The organism is Nonomuraea sp. NPDC049695, assembly GCF_040674955.1.
Classification (GTDB): domain Bacteria; phylum Actinomycetota; class Actinomycetes; order Streptosporangiales; family Streptosporangiaceae; genus Nonomuraea; species Nonomuraea helvata.
In genome coordinates this window covers 43,140-60,269 of the sequence record NZ_JBFANV010000053.1, presented here as the reverse complement: position 1 = coordinate 60,269, position 17,130 = coordinate 43,140, and the positions used below count along the sequence as shown (strand labels likewise).

At 70.5% G+C, this 17,130-nt stretch carries 17 protein-coding genes; 10 read left to right on the top strand and 7 right to left on the bottom strand.

What is annotated here, in order from left to right; translation table 11 throughout:
* Positions 1–44 precede the first annotated feature (44 nt).
* Entirely contained in the window at positions 45–1,160 is a 1,116-nt protein-coding gene (locus AB0J64_RS35595) for a PP2C family protein-serine/threonine phosphatase (RefSeq protein ID WP_364037118.1), read from the bottom strand.
* Between the two features lie 118 nt (positions 1,161–1,278).
* Here AB0J64_RS35595 and AB0J64_RS35590 point away from each other — a divergent pair, with 118 nt between their 5' ends.
* Together AB0J64_RS35590 and AB0J64_RS35585 are read left to right on the top strand one after the other, a co-directional pair.
* Positions 1,279–2,508, top strand: a complete 1,230-nt coding sequence (locus tag AB0J64_RS35590; RefSeq protein WP_364037115.1) for a GNAT family N-acetyltransferase — start codon at positions 1,279–1,281, stop codon at positions 2,506–2,508.
* Positions 2,509–2,523: 15 nt separating this feature from the next.
* Positions 2,524–2,670 carry a hypothetical protein gene (locus tag AB0J64_RS35585; RefSeq protein WP_364037112.1) on the top strand — a complete coding sequence of 49 codons (147 nt, stop codon included), beginning with the start codon at positions 2,524–2,526 and terminating at the stop codon, positions 2,668–2,670.
* On the opposite strand, the gene AB0J64_RS35580 is transcribed toward AB0J64_RS35585, so the two are convergent.
* The gene (locus AB0J64_RS35580; RefSeq protein ID WP_344989682.1) at positions 2,667–3,134 is read right to left on the bottom strand and encodes a ribose-5-phosphate isomerase; all 468 of its coding nucleotides are present in this window, start codon (positions 3,132–3,134) and stop codon (positions 2,667–2,669) included. The two genes, AB0J64_RS35585 and AB0J64_RS35580, sit on opposite strands and share 4 nt — an antisense overlap.
* Before the next feature lie 91 nt (positions 3,135–3,225).
* Here AB0J64_RS35580 and def point away from each other — a divergent pair, with 91 nt between their 5' ends.
* Complete coding sequence (def, locus tag AB0J64_RS35575; protein ID WP_364037108.1) at positions 3,226–3,711, top strand: peptide deformylase; 486 nt, start codon at positions 3,226–3,228, stop codon at positions 3,709–3,711.
* A 9-nt stretch (positions 3,712–3,720) separates the two neighbouring features.
* Positions 3,721–4,452 (top strand): SDR family oxidoreductase, encoded by a 732-nt coding sequence (locus AB0J64_RS35570; protein WP_364037105.1) that lies wholly within the window; start codon positions 3,721–3,723, stop codon positions 4,450–4,452.
* A 217-nt stretch (positions 4,453–4,669) separates the two neighbouring features.
* Here the strand turns inward: AB0J64_RS35570 and AB0J64_RS35565 are convergent, their stop codons facing one another.
* A complete protein-coding gene (locus AB0J64_RS35565) occupies positions 4,670–6,073 on the bottom strand; it encodes an aldehyde dehydrogenase family protein (protein ID WP_364037102.1) in 1,404 nt (467 codons plus the stop codon).
* Positions 6,074–6,200: 127 nt separating this feature from the next.
* Positions 6,201–6,821 (bottom strand): disulfide bond formation protein DsbA, encoded by a 621-nt coding sequence (locus tag AB0J64_RS35560; protein WP_364037099.1) that lies wholly within the window; start codon positions 6,819–6,821, stop codon positions 6,201–6,203.
* A 90-nt stretch (positions 6,822–6,911) separates the two neighbouring features.
* Between AB0J64_RS35560 and pepN the strand changes: the two genes are divergently transcribed.
* The 3 genes from pepN to AB0J64_RS35545 all read left to right on the top strand — a co-directional run bounded on the left by pepN (position 6,912) and on the right by AB0J64_RS35545 (position 11,860).
* Positions 6,912–9,476 (top strand): aminopeptidase N, encoded by a 2,565-nt coding sequence (gene pepN, locus AB0J64_RS35555; RefSeq protein ID WP_364037096.1) that lies wholly within the window; start codon positions 6,912–6,914, stop codon positions 9,474–9,476.
* 105 nt (positions 9,477–9,581) lie between these two features.
* Entirely contained in the window at positions 9,582–10,862 is a 1,281-nt protein-coding gene (locus tag AB0J64_RS35550) for a protein kinase (protein ID WP_364037093.1), read from the top strand.
* 47 nt (positions 10,863–10,909) lie between these two features.
* On the top strand, positions 10,910–11,860 hold the full coding sequence (locus AB0J64_RS35545) for a hypothetical protein (protein ID WP_364037090.1): 951 nt from the start codon (positions 10,910–10,912) through the stop codon (positions 11,858–11,860).
* Between the two features lie 40 nt (positions 11,861–11,900).
* Here AB0J64_RS35545 and AB0J64_RS35540 read toward each other — a convergent pair whose 3' ends face one another.
* Both AB0J64_RS35540 and AB0J64_RS35535 read right to left on the bottom strand, forming a co-directional pair.
* The gene (locus tag AB0J64_RS35540; RefSeq protein WP_364037087.1) at positions 11,901–12,263 is read right to left on the bottom strand and encodes a DUF5130 family protein; all 363 of its coding nucleotides are present in this window, start codon (positions 12,261–12,263) and stop codon (positions 11,901–11,903) included.
* Between the two features lie 7 nt (positions 12,264–12,270).
* On the bottom strand, positions 12,271–12,561 hold the full coding sequence (locus tag AB0J64_RS35535; RefSeq protein WP_364037084.1) for a hypothetical protein: 291 nt from the start codon (positions 12,559–12,561) through the stop codon (positions 12,271–12,273).
* 205 nt (positions 12,562–12,766) lie between these two features.
* On the opposite strand from AB0J64_RS35535, the gene AB0J64_RS35530 reads away from it, so the two are divergent.
* A complete protein-coding gene (locus tag AB0J64_RS35530; protein WP_364037081.1) occupies positions 12,767–13,594 on the top strand; it encodes a nuclease-related domain-containing protein in 828 nt (275 codons plus the stop codon).
* Here AB0J64_RS35530 and AB0J64_RS35525 read toward each other — a convergent pair.
* Positions 13,591–14,289, bottom strand: a complete 699-nt coding sequence (locus tag AB0J64_RS35525) for a TetR/AcrR family transcriptional regulator (RefSeq protein ID WP_364037078.1) — start codon at positions 14,287–14,289, stop codon at positions 13,591–13,593. The two genes, AB0J64_RS35530 and AB0J64_RS35525, sit on opposite strands and share 4 nt — an antisense overlap.
* 94 nt (positions 14,290–14,383) lie before the next feature.
* On the opposite strand from AB0J64_RS35525, the gene AB0J64_RS35520 reads away from it, so the two are divergent.
* Entirely contained in the window at positions 14,384–15,166 is a 783-nt protein-coding gene (locus tag AB0J64_RS35520) for a thioesterase family protein (RefSeq protein WP_364037075.1), read from the top strand.
* A 115-nt stretch (positions 15,167–15,281) separates the two neighbouring features.
* Complete coding sequence (gene ilvD / locus AB0J64_RS35515; RefSeq protein WP_364037072.1) at positions 15,282–17,120, top strand: dihydroxy-acid dehydratase; 1,839 nt, start codon at positions 15,282–15,284, stop codon at positions 17,118–17,120.
* The last annotated feature ends 10 nt before the right edge of the window (positions 17,121–17,130 follow it).

Sequence of the window (17,130 nt, the reverse complement as noted above, 5' to 3'; positions counted from 1 at the left end):
AACGGGCCGCCTGTCACGGCTCTGCGCCTTTTACAGCATCGAGCTTACGGCCGCCAGATCAGCACGAGCGCGCAGTCGTCGTTGTGCGCCGAGGACATGGCGTTCACCAGCGCCCTCGCGCCGTCGCGGAACCCGGAGGGCAGCAGCCGCTCCGCCTCCCCGAGCAGCCGGTCGAGCCCGGCGTCGATGTCGCGGCCCGGCTGCTCGATCAGCCCGTCGGTGAACAGCAGCAGCGCGTCACCCTTGCGCAGGGTGCCGCTGTCGGGCTCGCAGTGCAGGTCGGGCACCACACCGAGCACGACGCCCTTGGCCGAGGCGACCTGCCAGTTTCCGGTGCCCGCGTCGAACTTCACCACCGGCGGATGCCCGGCCGAGGTGATCGTGTAGTCGCCGGTCTCCAGGTCGAGGCGGAGATGGACCGCGGTCACGAACCCCTCGTCGCCCCGCTGCCGGTGCAGGTACGTGTTGCACGCGGGCAGGAAGTCGTCGACCGACCCCAGCAGCCCGCCGAACGTGCCCGACAGCAGCAGCGCCCTGGTGCCCGCGTCGACCCCCTTGCCGGACACGTCGACCAGTGCGATCTCGACGGAGTTGCCGTCGCGCATGGAGACCAGGAAGTCGCCGCCGAACGAGGACCCGCCGGCCTGCTTGAGCACCACCTTGGCGCCCCAGTCCTTGGGCATCGGGGGCAGCTCGCCCTGCCTCTTGAGCCGGTCGCGCAGCTCCAGCAGCATCGCGTCGCCACGCAGCCCCTGAACGCCCAGCTTGCCCCTGGTGCGCGCCATCAGCAGGGCGAGCACGGTGGTGAACCCGACCGTCACCGTGAGCCCCAGCCCGATGCGGCCCGCGCCCAGCGTGAGCGCGATGTAGCCGAGCGCGAGCCCGACCCCCACCAGCAGCTTGATCAGGCTGCGCAGCCGGAGCTGGAGCCCGCCGACCAGCGTGACCAGGATGAGCAGCGACGGCGAGAACCACTCGGTCGAGACCTTCGCCGCCAGGACCCCGATGACCAGCGCCAGCGTGGTCAGCGTGATGAGCAGGTTGCGGTCACGGGCCAGCGGTCCGCGACGGACGAACCGCACAGCAGCCACCAGAAAGGGCACCCGCACCAGGACCGCACGGACCCGTGGCGGGATCAGCGGCGCCGGACGGGAACTCATGATGGCCCTGACTGTATCGGTCTGACCCGTGTTTGGGCAGCCCACTTGACCAATGCCTTGATCATTAAGCACGGATATTGGGTGGCTCTACCTCTTTGCCCGCTCCTACCGTGGACGAATGACGTACCCGATCCGTCCGATTGACGAATCCGAGTGGCCGGCGTACACGCGGGTTCTCGATGAGGGGTTCAACTTCAGGCCGCACCCGCAGCAGGCGGAGCGGTGGAAGGCCCAGACCGAATTCGACCGCACTCTGGCGGCCTTCGACGGCGATCTGATCGCCGGGGTCACCTCCCTCCAGAGCTTCACGATGACGGTGCCCGGAGGCCGGCTCCCCGTCGCGGGCGTGACGAGCGTCAGCGTGCTGCCCTCGCACCGCCGCCGCGGCGTCCTGTCCGCGCTGATGCGCAGGCAGCTCGCCGACATCCGTGAGGGCGGCGAGAGCGTCGCCGCCTTGTACGCCTCCGAGGCGGGCATTTACGGCAGGTACGGCTACGGCCGCGCCTCACAGAACCTGTACTTCCACATCGACAAGACCCGTTCGGCGTTTGTCGGGCACGCTCCGGCGGACCCGTCGCTCCGGATCAGGGTGGCCGAGCCCGCCGACGTACGAGCGGATCTGGAGAGGCTGTTCGCCTCCGTGGCGGTCCGGCGGCCCGGACGCTACGACCGCGAGCCCCCGATCTGGGACGACGTCCTGGCCGACGAGGAGGCCGACCAGCGCGGGGACGGGCCGCTGCGCTGTCTCCTCGCCGAGGACGACGGCGGCCTGCGCGGCTACGCGCTGTTCCGCGTCAAGGCGGACTGGGACGCCAACGGCATCGCCGCCGGAGAGCTGAAGCTGAGGGAGCTGGAGGCGACCGACCCGGCGGCCTACGCGCTGCTCTGGCGCACCGTCCTGGACCGCGACCTGGTCTCCAAGGTCGATTCGGGCGGCAGACCGGTGGACGACCCCCTGATCGCGCTGCTCGCCGACCAGCGCCAGCTCCGCGCGAACGTGGCGGACGAGCTGTGGGTACGCCTCGTGGAGGTCGACAAGGCGCTGACCTCGCGCGCCTACTCGGCGACCGTGGACGTGGTGATCGAGGTCGAGGACGACGTGTGCCCATGGAACGCGAGGCGCTGGCGGCTCACCGCCGACCCGACGGGCGCCGAGTGCAAGCCGGTCGAGGACGAGCCGGACGTGACGCTGCCGGTGGCCGCGCTCGGCTCGGCGTACCTGGGCGCCGGCATGCTCACCGAGTCGCTGGAGGCCGGCCTGCTGCGCGAGCACTCCACCGGCTCGGTGCGCGCGCTGGCCACCGCGATGTCGTGGAGCCCGAAACCGTGGGCGGGTCTGGTGTTCTGACGTAGAGTCGAACGCATGGCCCTGCAAAGCCTGCCGATCACCGCGACCGTCGCCATGCGTGCCCGCGACGTGTCCAGACCGTCGAAGGAGCAGCAGGAGGCCGCCGACCGGCGGCCCCTGCGCGACGAGATGCCCAAGCGCGACGCCAAGCGCAAGGGCTAGGGCAGCGAGGGCAGCTGGCCGATCGTCTCGTACGTGGTCAGCTGCGCGATGCGCCTGCTGTGCCGCTCGCTGCCGGAGAAGACCGTGGCCAGGAAGACCTCGACGAACCTGGTGGCCTCCTCGACGGAGTGCATGCGCGCGCCGACGCTGACCACGTTGGCGTTGTTGTGCTCGCGGGCCAGCCGGGCCGTCTCCTCGCTCCAGGCGAGGGCCGCGCGGATGCCGCGCACCTTGTTGGCGGCGATCTGCTCGCCGTTGCCGGAGCCGCCGATCACCACTCCCAGGCTCGCGGGATCGCCCGCGACGCCCTCGGCCGCGCGCAGCACGAACGCCGGATAGTCGTCCTCGGGGTCGTAGACGAAAGGACCGCAGTCGGTCACCTCGTGACCGTGGTCCTTGAGCCAGGACACGAGGTGGTTCTTGAGCTCATAGCCGGCATGGTCGGCACCGATGTAGACACGCACCCGCCCAGTCTTCCACAGGCGCCGCCGATGGCACCCGCTGGCTAGAGTAAGGACCCCTAGCGTTGTCCACTCCTTACGAAAGTAGAGACCCATGCGTGAGATCCGCGTCATCGGCGATCCGGTCCTGCGCACGCCCGCCGACCCGGTGACGGACTTCGACCGCGAGCTGCGCCGGCTGATCGACGAGATGTTCCAGGCCATGTACGCGGTCAACGGCGTGGGCCTGGCCGGCCCGCAGATCGGCGTGTCGCGACGGCTGTTCGTGTACGACATCGCCGGTCGCAAGGGCCACGTGATCAACCCGGTGCTGACCGTCGACGACGAAGAAGAGGTGCTGGACGAGGAGGGCTGCCTGTCCGTGCCCGACCGCCAGACGCGCCAGCCGATCTACGCCCCGGTCGGGCGCGCCGCGGGCGTGACCGTCGAGGGCATCGACAGGCTCCAGCGCCCGGTACGGATCAAGGCCCGCGGCTCGCTGGCACGCTGCTTCCAGCACGAGACCGAGCACCTGGACGGCAAGCTGTACGTCGATCGCCTGCCGCGAAACGAAGCGCGCAAGATCATGCTCAGAGCTTAGGTTGGGCGGATGAGCATACTTTCCGGCAAGGGCGCATTGGTCACAGGGGGATCCAGAGGCATCGGCAGGGCCATCGTGGAGCGGCTGACCGCCGAGGGAGCAGAGGTGGTCTTCTGCTACGAGCGCTCGGCGGAGGCCGCCGAGCAGGTCGCCAAGGAGACGGGCGCGCACGCCGTACAGGCGGATCTGGGCAGCAAGGAGGACCTGGCGCGGCTGTTCGGCGCGGCCGAGTCGAGGCTGCCCGGGCTCGACATCCTGGTCAACAACGCCGCCGCCGTGCTCGGGCAGAAGCTCATGGCGGAGGTCACGGACGAGGAATACGAGCGGGTGTTCGCGGTCAACACCCGGGCGGTCTACCTCGCCATGCAGTGGGCCGCGCGGGTGATGCGCGACGGCGGGCGCATCGTCAACATCTCCACGCTCAACACCCAGGTGCCCGCGCCTGCCCTGACGCTCTACTGCGGGAGCAAGGGGGCCGTCGAGCAGTTCACCAAGGTGGCGGCGCGGGAGCTGGGCGTGCGGGGGATCACCGTCAACGCGGTCTCGTCCGGCGCCACCGACACCGACCTGCTGCGGGGCACCAATCCGCCGGAGGCGCTGACGCAGACCGCGGCGCTCACGGCGCTGCAGCGGCTCGGGCAGCCCGACGACATCGCGGCCGTGGTCGCCTTCCTGGCCGGGCCCGACTCGCGCTGGATCACCGGCCAGAACCTGACCGCCAGCGGCGGCCTCCTCGTCTGACCGTCCCCGGGCGCGCCCCGCACCTCCGGCGCGCCCGACTCTTCGATGGCACAGCGCCCTGCGCTGCCACCGTGTCTCACCGAACGTGGCCATCGGACGACGTGTGGCCGGCGCCGGCAGGCGGGCACGGGCAGAGGGCGGTGGGCGCGGTGACAGTGGGTGCGTCCGGTCGCGGAGCCGTCATGGTGGGCGCGGCGACGGTTGCCTGCGGCGGTGGTTACAGCTGCATGGCCTTGGTTTCGAGGTACTCCTCCAGGCCTTGCTCGCCCAGCTCGCGCCCCACCCCCGACTGCTTGTAGCCGCCGAACGGCGCCAGCGGGTTGAACCGGCCGCCGTTGATGGACACCTGCCCCGTCCGCATCCGCCGCGCGACCGCGACCGCGCGGTCCTCGGCGCCCGACCAGACGGCCCCGGCCAGGCCATACTTCGTGCCGTTGGCGATCTGGACGGCGATGTCCTCGGTCGTGTACGGGATCAGCGACAGCACCGGCCCGAAGATCTCCTCCTGCTCGATCGCCATCCCGGGCTCCACCGCCGCGAACACCGTGGGCTCGACGTAGTAGCCACGCTCGTGCGGCCGCTCGGTGCCGCCCGCCACCAGCCTGGCGCCCTCCTCCTGGCCCCGGTTGATGTAGCGCACCACGCGGCCGCGCTGGGTCGCGGACACCAGCGGGCCGATCCTGGTCGACTCGTCGAACGGGTCACCGACGCGGTAACCGCGCGCCGCCTCGACCGCCAGCCCGACGGCCTCGTCGTACTGGTCGCGATGGACGATCATGCGGGTCCACGCCGAGCAGGTCTGGCCGGCGTTGACGAAGCAGTTGGCCACGCCGACCTTGACGGCCAGCGCCAGATCGGCGTCGGGGAGGATGATGTTCGCCGACTTGCCCCCGAGCTCGAGCGCGACCCGCTTGACGGACTCCGCGGCCAGCGAGGCCACTCTGCGGCCGGCGGCGGTCGAGCCGGTGAAGGAGACCATGTCCACCTCGGGGTGAGCGGCCATGGCCTCGCCGATGACCGGGCCACGCCCGCTGACCAGGTTGAACACGCCCGGGGGCAGGCCCACCTCGGCGAAGATCTCCGCCAGCGCGTACGCCGCCAGCGGCGCCACCTCGCTCGGCTTGAGCACCACGGTGCAGCCCGCGGCCAGCGCCGGGCCCACCTTGCACACGATCTGGTGCAACGGGTAGTTCCACGGCGTGATCGCCGCCACCACCCCGATCGGCTCCTTGACCACCATCGAGTTGCCGATGCGCGACTCGCGGGGATGGCTCTCGGCCAGCTGGGCGTAGGAGGACAGCACGGTGGCCGGCATGAGCGTCTGCACCTTGAGCGCGAAGCCCAGCGGCGCGCCCATGTCGGTCGCGATGGTCTTGGCGATCTCCTCGGAGCGCTGCTTCAGCAGCTCGGCGGCGGCGCCGAGGAGCTTGCCGCGCTCCGATGCGGCCATGTCGGCCCAGCCGGGGAAGGCTCTTCTGCCAGCTGCCGCGGCGGCCTCGACATCGTCGGGGGACCCTGCGGGCACCCGGTCGATGATCTCTTCCGTGGCCGGGTTGACGACCTCGATGAACTCGTCCGACGCGGAAGCGGTGCAGGAGCCGCCGATGAACAGCTGACGCATACCCACCATCCTGTCAGCACGTCAGGACGCGGCGTAAGGGCTCATCTCGATCAGAGGGTAAGTCTCTTACACCGCAAGCAGCGTTCTTCCGTCAGCGTACGATGATTGACCCGGGAAATAAGACGAGTTAGTCGAATTGCGGCCGCTTGGTCCGGCTGCGCTTCAGCTCGAAGAAGTCGTCGAAGGACGTGACGGCCAGCACGCCGTCCCAGAGCCTGCCGGCATCCTCGCCCCGGATGATCTTGGTGATCACGGGACCGAAGAAGGCGTTGGTGCCGACGCGGATGACCGGCGTGCCGACCTCCTGGCCGACGAGGCCGATGCCCTCGTTGTGCGAGGCGCGGATGGCGTCGTCCCACTCCTCGGAGTCGGCGGCGGCGGCGAGCTCCTTCTCGAGCCCGGCGGCCTCGAGCGCGCGCTCCCTGACCTCGCGCAGGCGCTCCGGCTCCTTGCTCAGGCCCTGGTTGTGGAGGAGGGTGCCGAGCTCGGTGTAGAGCGGGCCGATGACCTGCTCGCCGTGCTTGGCCGCGGCCGCGGCCACCAGGCGGACGTTGCCCATGGCACGCTTGGTCGACTCTCGGTACTCGTCGGGGATGTCCTTGTCCTCGTTCAGCACGAAGAGGGACATGATGCGCCAGCGCGGCTCAATGGGGCGCACCTTCTCGACTTCGAGAAGCCACCGTGACGTCACCCATGCGAAGGGGCAGGCAGGATCGAACCACAGGTCCACGGGAATCTTTTCAGTCACGTGGGGCCATAACCTGAGGTGGACCAAGGCATATTCCCATCACGGGTACATACCGGCAAACTTCGATGAAGTGGTGAAAAGGAGCGCAACTTGGCAGGCAACCTGACCCGGGACGAGGCTCGTGAGCGTGCCCGGCTGTTGAAGGTCGAGTCGTACGAGGTGGCACTCGACCTGACGGAGGGAGACGAGCGCTTCGAGAGCGTCACGACGGTCCGCTTCACCAGCAGCCACCCGGGCGAGTCCACCTTCATCGACCTGCACGGCGCCAACGTTCGCAAGGTCACGTTCAACGGCCAGGACCTCGACGTGTCCGCGTACGACGCCGACAAGGGGCGCTTCCCGCTCCCCGAGCTGGCCGAGTCCAACGAGTTGCGCGTGGACGCCGACTGCAGCTACATGCGCACCGGCGAGGGCCTGCACCGCTTCGTGGACCCCGTGGACAAGAAGGTCTATCTGCACAGCCAGTTCGAGACGGCCGACGCGCACCGCATGTACGCCTGTTTCGACCAGCCCGACCTCAAGGCCACGTTCCAGCTCACCGTGCTGGCCCCCGCCGACTGGGAGGTCGTCTCCAACGCCGCCGCCTCCAAGGTCGCGGAGCTGCCCGAGCAGAGCGGCAAGCACGGGACGGTGCCGGCGGCCAAGCGGTGGGAGTTCCCGCCCACCCCGGTCATCTCGACCTACATCACCGCGCTGGTGGCCGGGCCGTACCACAAGGTGACCTCGGAGCACGACGGCATCCCGCTGGGGATCTACTGCCGCGCCTCGCTGGCCGAGCATCTCGACCCCGAGAACATCCTCGAGGTCACCAGGCAGGGCTTCGACTTCTTCCACCGGGTGTTCGGGGTGCGCTACCCGTTCGGGAAGTACGACCAGTGCTTCGTGCCCGAGTTCAACGCCGGCGCCATGGAGAACGCGGGCTGTGTCACGTTCCTGGAGGACTACGTCTTCCGCTCCAGGGTCACCGACGCGGTGGTCGAGCGGCGCGCGGAGACGATCCTGCACGAGATGGCGCACATGTGGTTCGGCGACCTCGTCACCATGCGCTGGTGGGACGACCTGTGGCTGAACGAGTCGTTCGCCACCTACATGTCCGTCCTCGCCCAGGCCGAGGCCACGAGGTGGGGCAAGGGCGCGTGGACCACGTTCGCGAACGTGGAGAAGTCCTGGGCCTACCGCCAGGACCAGCTCCCCTCGACCCACCCCATCTCCGCGGACATCCCGGACATGCAGGCGGTCGAGGTCAACTTCGACGGCATCACGTACGCCAAGGGCGCCTCGGTGCTCAAGCAGCTCGTCGCGTACGTCGGGCTGGACAACTTCCTGGCCGGCGTACGTGACTACTTCGCCGAGCACGCCTGGGGCAACACCGAGCTGAAGGACCTGCTCAACGCCCTGGAGCGGACCTCCGGCCGCGACCTGTCGTCCTGGTCGAAGGAGTGGCTGGAGACGTCCTGGGTGAACACGCTGCGCCCCTCGTTCGAGGTGTCCGGCGGCCGGTTCACCAGCTTCGAGGTGCTGCAGGAGGCGCCCGCCGAGCACCCCACGCTCCGCTCGCACCGGGTCGCGATCGGCCTGTACTCGCTGGTGGACGGCGAGCTGAAGCGGACCAAGCGGGTCGAGCTGGACGTGGTCGGCGCCCGTACGAGCGTGACGCAGCTGGTCGGCGAGGAGCAGCCGGACCTGGTGCTGCTCAACGACGACGACCTGACGTACGCGAAGATCCGCCTCGACGAGCGGTCGCTGCGGACGCTGGTCGACGGCGGCATCACGGCGTTCGCCGAGTCGCTGCCGCGGGCCCTGTGCTGGTCGGCGGCCTGGGACATGACCCGCGACGGCGAGATGGCCACCCGCGACTACGTCAAGCTGGTCACCTCGGGCGCCGGCACGCTCAAGGACATCACGGTCCTTCAGGCGGTGCTGCGCCAGGCGCGCCTGGCCGTGCAGCAGTACGCCGACCCCGCCTGGGAGTCCGAGGGCCTGGCGGTGCTGGCCACGGAGCTGCGCTCGCTGCTCGGCTCCGCCGCTCCCGGCTCCGACCAGCAGCTCGCGTTCCTGCAGGCGTTCGCGCCTGTGGCCGTCTCCGACGCGGACCTCGACCTGCTGCAGCGCATCCTGGACGGCTCCGAGGTCCCCGAGGGGCTCAGCGTGGACGCCGACCTGCGCTGGACGCTCACGGGCGCGCTGGTCTCCGGCGGACGGCTGGGCGAGGCCGACATCGACGCCGAGCTGGAGCGGGACCCTACGGCGAAGGGTGAGCGTTCGGCCGCGCAGTGCCGGGCCGCGATCCCGACGGCCGAGGCCAAGGCCGCCGCCTGGGAGCGGGTCGTGGGCGGCAAGCTGGCCAACCACATCGCGCGCACGACGATCCTGGGGTTCCAGGATCCGCTCCACCCCGAGCTGCTGGAGCCGTACCGGGAGAAGTACTTCGCCGAGGTGGGGCGCATCTACCGGGAGTGGACGTTCGACCAGGCGTCGACGTTCGCGGTGGGGTGCTTCCCCGCGCTGCTGATCGAGCCCGAGACGGTGAAGGCGGCCGAGGACTACCTGGCGGCCGAGCAGCCGCCGCAGGCCCTGCGGCGGCTCATCCTGGAGGGCGCCGACGGCGTCAGCCGGGCCCTGCGCAACCGGGAGAAGGACGTCGCCTCCGCCTGACGCGCCGCTTTCATGGGTCCCCGGCGCTGACGGGGGCCCATGTGCCCGGGAGCGGGTTCAGAGAGTTGACGATGGCATCTGAGGTGCGATGTTAGCCTCGGTTACGTGCTAGGCGCCGGGACCACCCTCAATGATCGCTACGTGCTCGCCGGCCGCCTGGGCGGCGGCGGCATGGGCGAGGTTTGGCGTGCCGACGACACGGTCCTCGGGCGTGCGGTGGCGGTCAAGGTGCTCATGCCGGCGCTGAGCGAGAGCCCCACGTTCACCCAGCGCTTCCAGAACGAGGCCCGTGCCATGGCCACCCTCCGGCACCCGGGCGTGGTGGACGTCTACGACTACGGCGTCTGCGAGGTCGAGGGCCGCCAGGTGAGCTTCCTCGTCATGGAGTACATCCAGGGCGAGTCGCTCGACCGCGTCCTGCGGCGCGGCCCGCTCGGCTCCGCGGCCACCATGCGGCTGATCGCGGAGGTCGGCGACGCGCTGGCCGCGGCGCACGCGCAGGGCATCGTCCACCGTGACGTCAAGCCGGCCAACCTCATGGTCAGGCTCGACGGCAGCGTGGTGCTCACCGACTTCGGCATCGCCCACTCGGTCTCGGCCGGCCACCTGACGGCCACGGGCACGATGCTCTGCTCGGCCGGCTACTGCGCTCCGGAGATGGCCACGGCCAGCGACGTGACGCCCGCGGTCGACGTCTACGCCCTCGGGGTGGTGGCGTACGAGTGCCTGACGGGGCAGCTCCCGTTCCAGGGCGATACGCCCGTACAGATCATCTTCAAGCACCTCAACTCCCCCGTGCCGCGCCTGCCCGACGACGTGCCTCCCGGGCCGCGTCAGGTGGTGTCGCGGGCGCTGGAGAAGACGCCCGACCGGCGCTGGATGACGGCCACGCTGATGGCGGAGGCCGCGCGCAGGGCGCTGGCCGCCCCGGACACGCCGCCCACGCCGCGCACCCGCCGCGCGATGCGGGCGGTGCTCACCATGGCCGCGGCCGTGGTCGTGTCGGCGGCCGTGGCGGGCTCGGTCTGGCTGCGGCCCGCCCAGCCGACGACCAGCGAGGAGGTGCCGCTGCCCGCGGACTCCCCCGCGGTCACCGTCTCCCCGCCGCCGCCGTCGAACGCCACCCGGCCCGCCACCACTCCCCCGGCCAGGCGCGTCCCGACCTCCAAGCCGACCCGCGCCACGCACGTGCCGAGCCCCAGCGCCACGGTGAGCACGACCCCGACCAGGACGCCCACGACCAAGCCCACGCCGACCGCCTCGGAGCCCCAGCCGACCGAGCAGCCGACCACGCCCGGCCCCGAGGAGCCGCCCCCGACCGTCGAACCCACGGTCACCGGCCCGGCGGGAGATATCCAGTGCGTCCGCTCCCCGTGCCCCGGGTGAGATCCGGCGGATCCCTGACCGCTCACCGGCCATGAGAGAGTCGTCGGGTGGACTCGACCCGTGACCTGTTCATCGCCCTTGCCCGCCGCTACGCCTTCGCCGACCTCGGCGCGCTCGCGCCGGTGACGGAGGTCGCCGAGGTGTGCGAGTTCGGCCACCGACTGCTCTCGCTCGACGCCGAGGACTTCGCGGCCGAGGCCAGGAGCGTCCCGGCCGACCTGCGGCGGCGTGCGCGGGCGTGCCACATGCCGCAGACGCCGCGCGAGCAGCCCCGCGGGGCGCTCGACTCCCTGCGGCCCGCGTACGGCCTGCTGCTCGAGGTGATCGCCGTACGGTGGCACCGGCGCGAGCTGAGCCCGATGATCGCCGCGGTCCACATCGCCAGTGAATACCTGCCGCTGCTGGCCTTCGAGCCCCACCTCGGCCACGCCGGCGACCCCGCCCGCTGGCCCGACGGGCTGAGCGCGCCGGGGAGCCGCTTCGGTGTGATCGGCGATCGGGAGTGCGACCACACCAAGTCCGAGCAGTCCGCCACCAACCGGACGCTGCGGGTGGCGACGGAGCCGGGCGAGGGCTGGCGCGCGTACTTCGACCGGCAGCACAGCCAGGTGGCCGGCGCGCTCGCCGTCTGCGTCGCCACCTGCCGCAACCCGTGCACGGCCATGGACTGGATCCCGCCCGTGCCGCGCGCCGATCTCCAGGTCCGCGCCCGTACGGCCCTCACCTTCGCCGACACCCCGCTCGTACGGCTGCGGCACGCGGCTCCGGTGGGGCACGGGTTCGGGGTGCCGTCGCCGGAGGAGGTGCTCGACGCCTGGGAACGCAGTCGCGCCGCGCTCGACAAGAACGCCGTCGGGGCCTCGGCCCTCAAGGACGACGGGTTCCCGCTGCCTGGGCTGCCCGCGCTGTTCTCGGCCATCGCGGGCGCGCCGATCGAACCGGCGACGCTGCTGCAGGGCGTCAGCGAGCACATCGTGAAACTGCTCGAACGCCCCTGACCGCCCGCTCCGCCTGCCGCCTCCACGCCCACAGTGGGGGTCAGTGGCGGGCGGTGGCTTGTTCGGCGAGGGCGGCGATGCCGTACAGGAGGCCGCCCACCAGGTCGCCCACGCTGAACGCCGTGGCCATCGACATCGCCGTCAACCGGCAGGCCCCGTCCGGCAGCCGCCTTCTGGCCCGCTCGCCCGTCACGATCTCCAGGGCACGCCCGCGCAGGTCCACGAAGATCACCACGGCGCCGTCGGCCTCCTCGCCCAGGGCGGCGTGCAGGCGTTCGGCGAAGTGGCGGCGCGAGCCCACCGGCTCTCCGAGGAACACGCCGAACCGGAGCCCGCTGCGCCGCTCGGCGGCGTGCAGGGCCCGTCTGACGTCGTCGGCCTGGGCAAGGCTCAGTCCTCGCATCGTCACCTCACCATCCGGCGGAGGCCCCGCCGACGTGTCTGCCGGGCTCGGCCGTCTCGGCGGCGGCCACCCAGTCGTGCTCAGGAACCTCCGCCCAGTGCGCCATCCGGTCGGCGAGCACCAGGCCCGAGGTGCTCACGCCGCGCTCGCTCCTGGACGGGCCGCCCAGCCACACCGGACCCGACTCGGCCCGGCGCTGGGTACCGCGCCCCGGCAGCATGACCAGCAGGCTGATCAACACGAACAGCCCCAACGAAACCCCGATGAGGAAGAGCAGAATCTCACCCGCGCTGTGCACACAAAGAACGTAATCCCGATGAGCGCACCGGGCCAGACCCACCCTGGGAGTGTCCACCAGGTAAGATCAAACGTGAGACGGCTTCTCTAGAGAAGAATGTAGAACATACCCGCATAACGCGCGTGGAACACGATGAGCTGGGCCATAAAACTATGGACAGGGCAACACTAGGAATCTTTCCGATCTCCGAGCTACGGTGAGTTACGTGGACTCCGACAAACAGCGAGAAGACGGTCACAACGCGTCACCGATCTGGGTGAGCGACCGGCCTGAGAGCGAGCAGACCGCGGCCGCGCAGCCTTCGGCGCCCACCTCCACGTACGCGCCCGTCGAACGGGCGTCCGTACGTAACCTGCTGCAACAACCGGGCTTTCGCCGCATGCGCAACCGCGCGCTGCTGGCGATCGCCGTCGCCGTGGTGGTGGGCTTCCTTGTGGGCGACTGGCGGGTGGGCGTGACCGCGGGCGTGGTCGCGGCCATCGTGGACGCGTTCTATCGCGCGCGTTCGCACTCGTCCGTGCCCGCCTGGCGGCGCACGTCCGTGGCGGAGCGCCGCACGGAGGCGCAGCTGCGCAAGCTCGAGCGCAGCGGCTACCGCACGCTCCACGCCAGGGCGATCCCCAACAGCGAGGCCCAGATCGACCATCTCGTCGTCGGCCCGACCGGTGTGTACGCGGTCGACTCCGAGAAGTGGGACAAGCGACTGCCCGTACGCGTCCAGATGGGCAAGAAGCTCTTCCACGGTCCCTTCGACAAGAAGGCCCGCCTCACCGAGGCCAAATGGGAGGCGTCGCAGGCCAGCGAGCTGATCACCAAGTCCTTCGGCCGCGAGGTGGCGGTCGTGCCCTCGCTCGCCATCTACGGCCCCCCGGTGCCGTGGAAGATCATGACCATTCGCGGCGTGGACGTCTACCAGGGCGACCGCGCCCGCAAGTGGATCACCAAGCGGGAGCGGGCGCTGACCAACAGCGAGATCGACCGGATCTACGACATCGCCGCCCAGGTCCTCCCCGCCCGCTACGGCGACGACTAGATCTCCGGCTCCCCGGCGTCCGGCACCAGCCGGGCGCCGAAGTCGTCCAGGGCCCCGGCCAGCTCCGCGCTCGGCGGCAGCTTCTGCGGCAGGCGCGAGTACAGCGCGGTGCCGAAGCCGGCCATGCGGACGATGTGGTCGATGAGCGCCTCCCTGTCACGCGGCCACGGGAACGACGGCTGGGCGATCAGCAGGGAGACGCAGCCGTGTACGGCCGACCAGAGGCCCAGCGCGAGCTCCTCGGGATCGCCCTCGAGCACGCGGGTCTCCACGCAGGCCGAGACCGCGTTCACCATGTGACGGAAGCACTCGGCGGCGGCCGGGGGCACGCCAGGTCCCGTCGAGGCCCGCATCATCAGCACTCTGTACTGCACGGGGTGGTCCAGGGCGAAGCGGGCGTACGCGCGCCCGCACTTGCCCAGGGCGATGAACGGGTCGCCGCCCAGGTTCTCGGTGAACATCCGGCCGAACTCGCCCCAGACCCGCATGCACACCGCCTCGACGAGCGCGTCCTTGTCGGAGAAGTGCATGTAGACCGACGGCGTGGACACTCCCGCACGCATGGCGACCGCGCGCAGCGTGAGCGCGTCCTCGCTGCCCGACTCGGCCAGCAGGTCCTCCGCCGCCCGCAGGATCTCCTCCCGTAGCAGCACTCCCTCTCCGCGTCGTGCGCGCACGCGTCTGGTGGTGGTCATGGATCTTAGGTTGACGCCGTTAGGTTAACGATGTCAACCTGATCTCCCGCGGAGAGGAGCACGAAAAATGGGGAATTTTCGAGAAGCGACCGCATTGACCGCTCGCGGCGACGGCGCGTTCGAGGCCGTGCTGGACGCCCAGTGGAGCGTCGGCAACCGGCTGCACGGCGGCTACCTCCTGGCCGTGCTCGCCAGGGCCGCGACCGAGAGCGGGGCGGGCGCGGGCCATCCGCACGTGACGGCGGTCAGCGGCGCCTTCATCGAGCCGCCCGAGCCCGGCGAGGCCCTGGCCCGGGTGGAGCCGCTGCGGGTCGGCCGGAGCGTGGCGCAGGTCAGAGCCGCTCTGGTGCAGGACGGCCGTACGCGCGTCGAGTCGCACATCACGCTCGGCCTGCTGGACGACTCGGACCCCTGGTGGTCGGCGCACGAGCCGGTCGAACTGCCCCCTGAGGACGAATGCTTCCTGGCCCCGACCGATCCCCCGGGCACGGACCTCACGGTGCCGTTGATGTCCGTGATCGAGGAGCGCATCGTTCCCGAGCACCTGTCCTTCGCGTTCGGCGCCCCCACCAGGCGCGGCGTCATCGCGAGCTGGCAGCGGCTGGCCGACGGCTCGGACTGGGACCCGCTGAGCCTGCTGGTGGCGCTCGACCCGGTGCCGCCCGTCTCGTTCGACCTGGGCCTGTCCGGGTGGGTGCCGACGATCCAGTTGTCGGCGTACATCCGCAGGCTGCCCGCCCCCGGGCCGATCAGGGTGCGGATGTCGGCCACGGACGTCGGGGGCGACCGGATGGACGAGGCGGCCCAGATCTGGGACGACAAGGGGCGTCTGGTGGCCCAGTCGACCCAGCTCGCCGCCGTACGGCTCCCCGCCTAGCCACACTCTTCAGGGCTCGATCCGGTAACCAGCCGTCCGATGTGTGGACGCGTGTCTCAGCCGCCGGGCAGGTGGCCGTAACATGTGAAGACTCGCTAGCGATGGGAGATGCCCAATGCCCGCCCTCAGGTCACGTACAGTCACCCACGGCAGGAACATGGCCGGTGCCCGGGCCCTGCTCCGGGCGACCGGCGTAGCCGGGAGCGACTTCGGCAAGCCGATCATCGCGGTGGCCAACAGCTTCACCCAGTTCGTGCCGGGTCATGTGCATCTCAGGGATGTCGGCGACGTGGTGTCCGCGGCGATCAGGGAGGCCGGGGCGATCCCGCGGGAGTTCAACACGATCGCCGTGGATGACGGCATCGCGATGGGCCACGGCGGCATGCTCTACTCGCTGCCGTCGCGCGAGCTGATCGCCGACGCCGTGGAGTACATGGTCAACGCCCACTGTGCCGACGCGCTGATCTGCGTGTCCAACTGCGACAAGATCACCCCGGGCATGCTGCTGGCCGCGTTCCGGCTGAACATCCCGACGGTCTTCGTCTCGGGCGGCCCCATGGAGGCCGGCAAGACGCCCGGCAAGAAGCTCGACCTGATCGACCCGATGATCGCCTCCGCCGACGACTCCGTCTCGGACGCCGAGCTGCTGGAGATGGAGGAGAGCGCCTGCCCGACCTGCGGCTCCTGCTCCGGCATGTTCACCGCCAACTCCATGAACTGCCTGGCCGAGGCCATCGGGCTCGCGCTGCCGGGCAACGGCACGATCCTGGCCACGCACAAGGCGCGCAAGAAGCTGTTCGAGGACGCCGGGCGGCAGCTCGTCGAGATCACCCGCCGCTACTACGAGGACGGCGACGAGTCGGTGCTGCCGCGCTCGATCGCCACCCGCGACGCGTTCGAGAACGCCATGACGCTCGACGTCGCGATGGGCGGCTCGACCAACACGATCCTGCACATCCTGGCCGCCGCTCGTGAGGCCGAGGTGGACTTCGGGCTCAAGGAGATCAACGAGATCTCGCGGCGCGTACCGTGCATCTGCAAGGTCGCTCCGGCCACGAACAAGTACCACATCGAGGACGTCCACCGCGCCGGCGGCATCCCCGCCATCCTGGGCGAGCTCGACCGGGCCGGGCTGCTGCACCGCGACGTGTCCACGGTGAACGGCGGCACGCTGGCCGACATGCTGACCTCCTGGGACGTGAAGTCGCCGACGGTGCTGCCCGAGGCCGTCGAGCTGTGGCACGCGGCTCCCGGCAACGTCCGCACGGTCAAGGCCTACTCGCAGGACAACCGCTGGGACGACCTCGACCTCGACCGCACGGCCGGATGCATCCGCGACCGTGAGCACGCCTACACCGCGGACGGCGGTCTGGCCGTCCTCTACGGCAACATCTCGCGTGACGGCGCGGTGGTGAAGACGGCCGGGGTCGACGAGTCGATCTGGAAGTTCAGCGGCCCCGCGGTGGTGTTCGAGTCGCAGGAGCAGGCGGTCGAGGGCATCCTCGGCGGGCGCGTCAAGGAGGGCGACGTGGTGGTCATCCGCTACGAAGGCCCCAAGGGCGGCCCCGGCATGCAGGAGATGCTCTACCCGACGTCCTTCCTGAAGGGCAAGGGGCTCGGCAAGGCCTGCGCGCTGATCACCGACGGCCGCTTCTCCGGCGGCACCTCCGGCCTGTCGATCGGCCACGCCTCCCCCGAGGCGGCCGAGGGCGGGGCGATCGCGCTGGTCGAGGACGGCGACATCATCGACATCGACATCCCCAACCGGTCGATGGAGCTGCGGGTGCCCGAGGCCGAGCTGGCCGGGCGGCGCGAGCGGCTCCTGGCGGACCTGGGCGGATACCGGCCGCGCGACCGCAACCGTCCGGTGAGCGTGGCGCTGCAGGCGTACGCGGCGATGACGACGTCCGCGTCCACGGGCGCATCGCGCGATCTGTCCCAGTTGTCGCGATAACTGAGGTGAC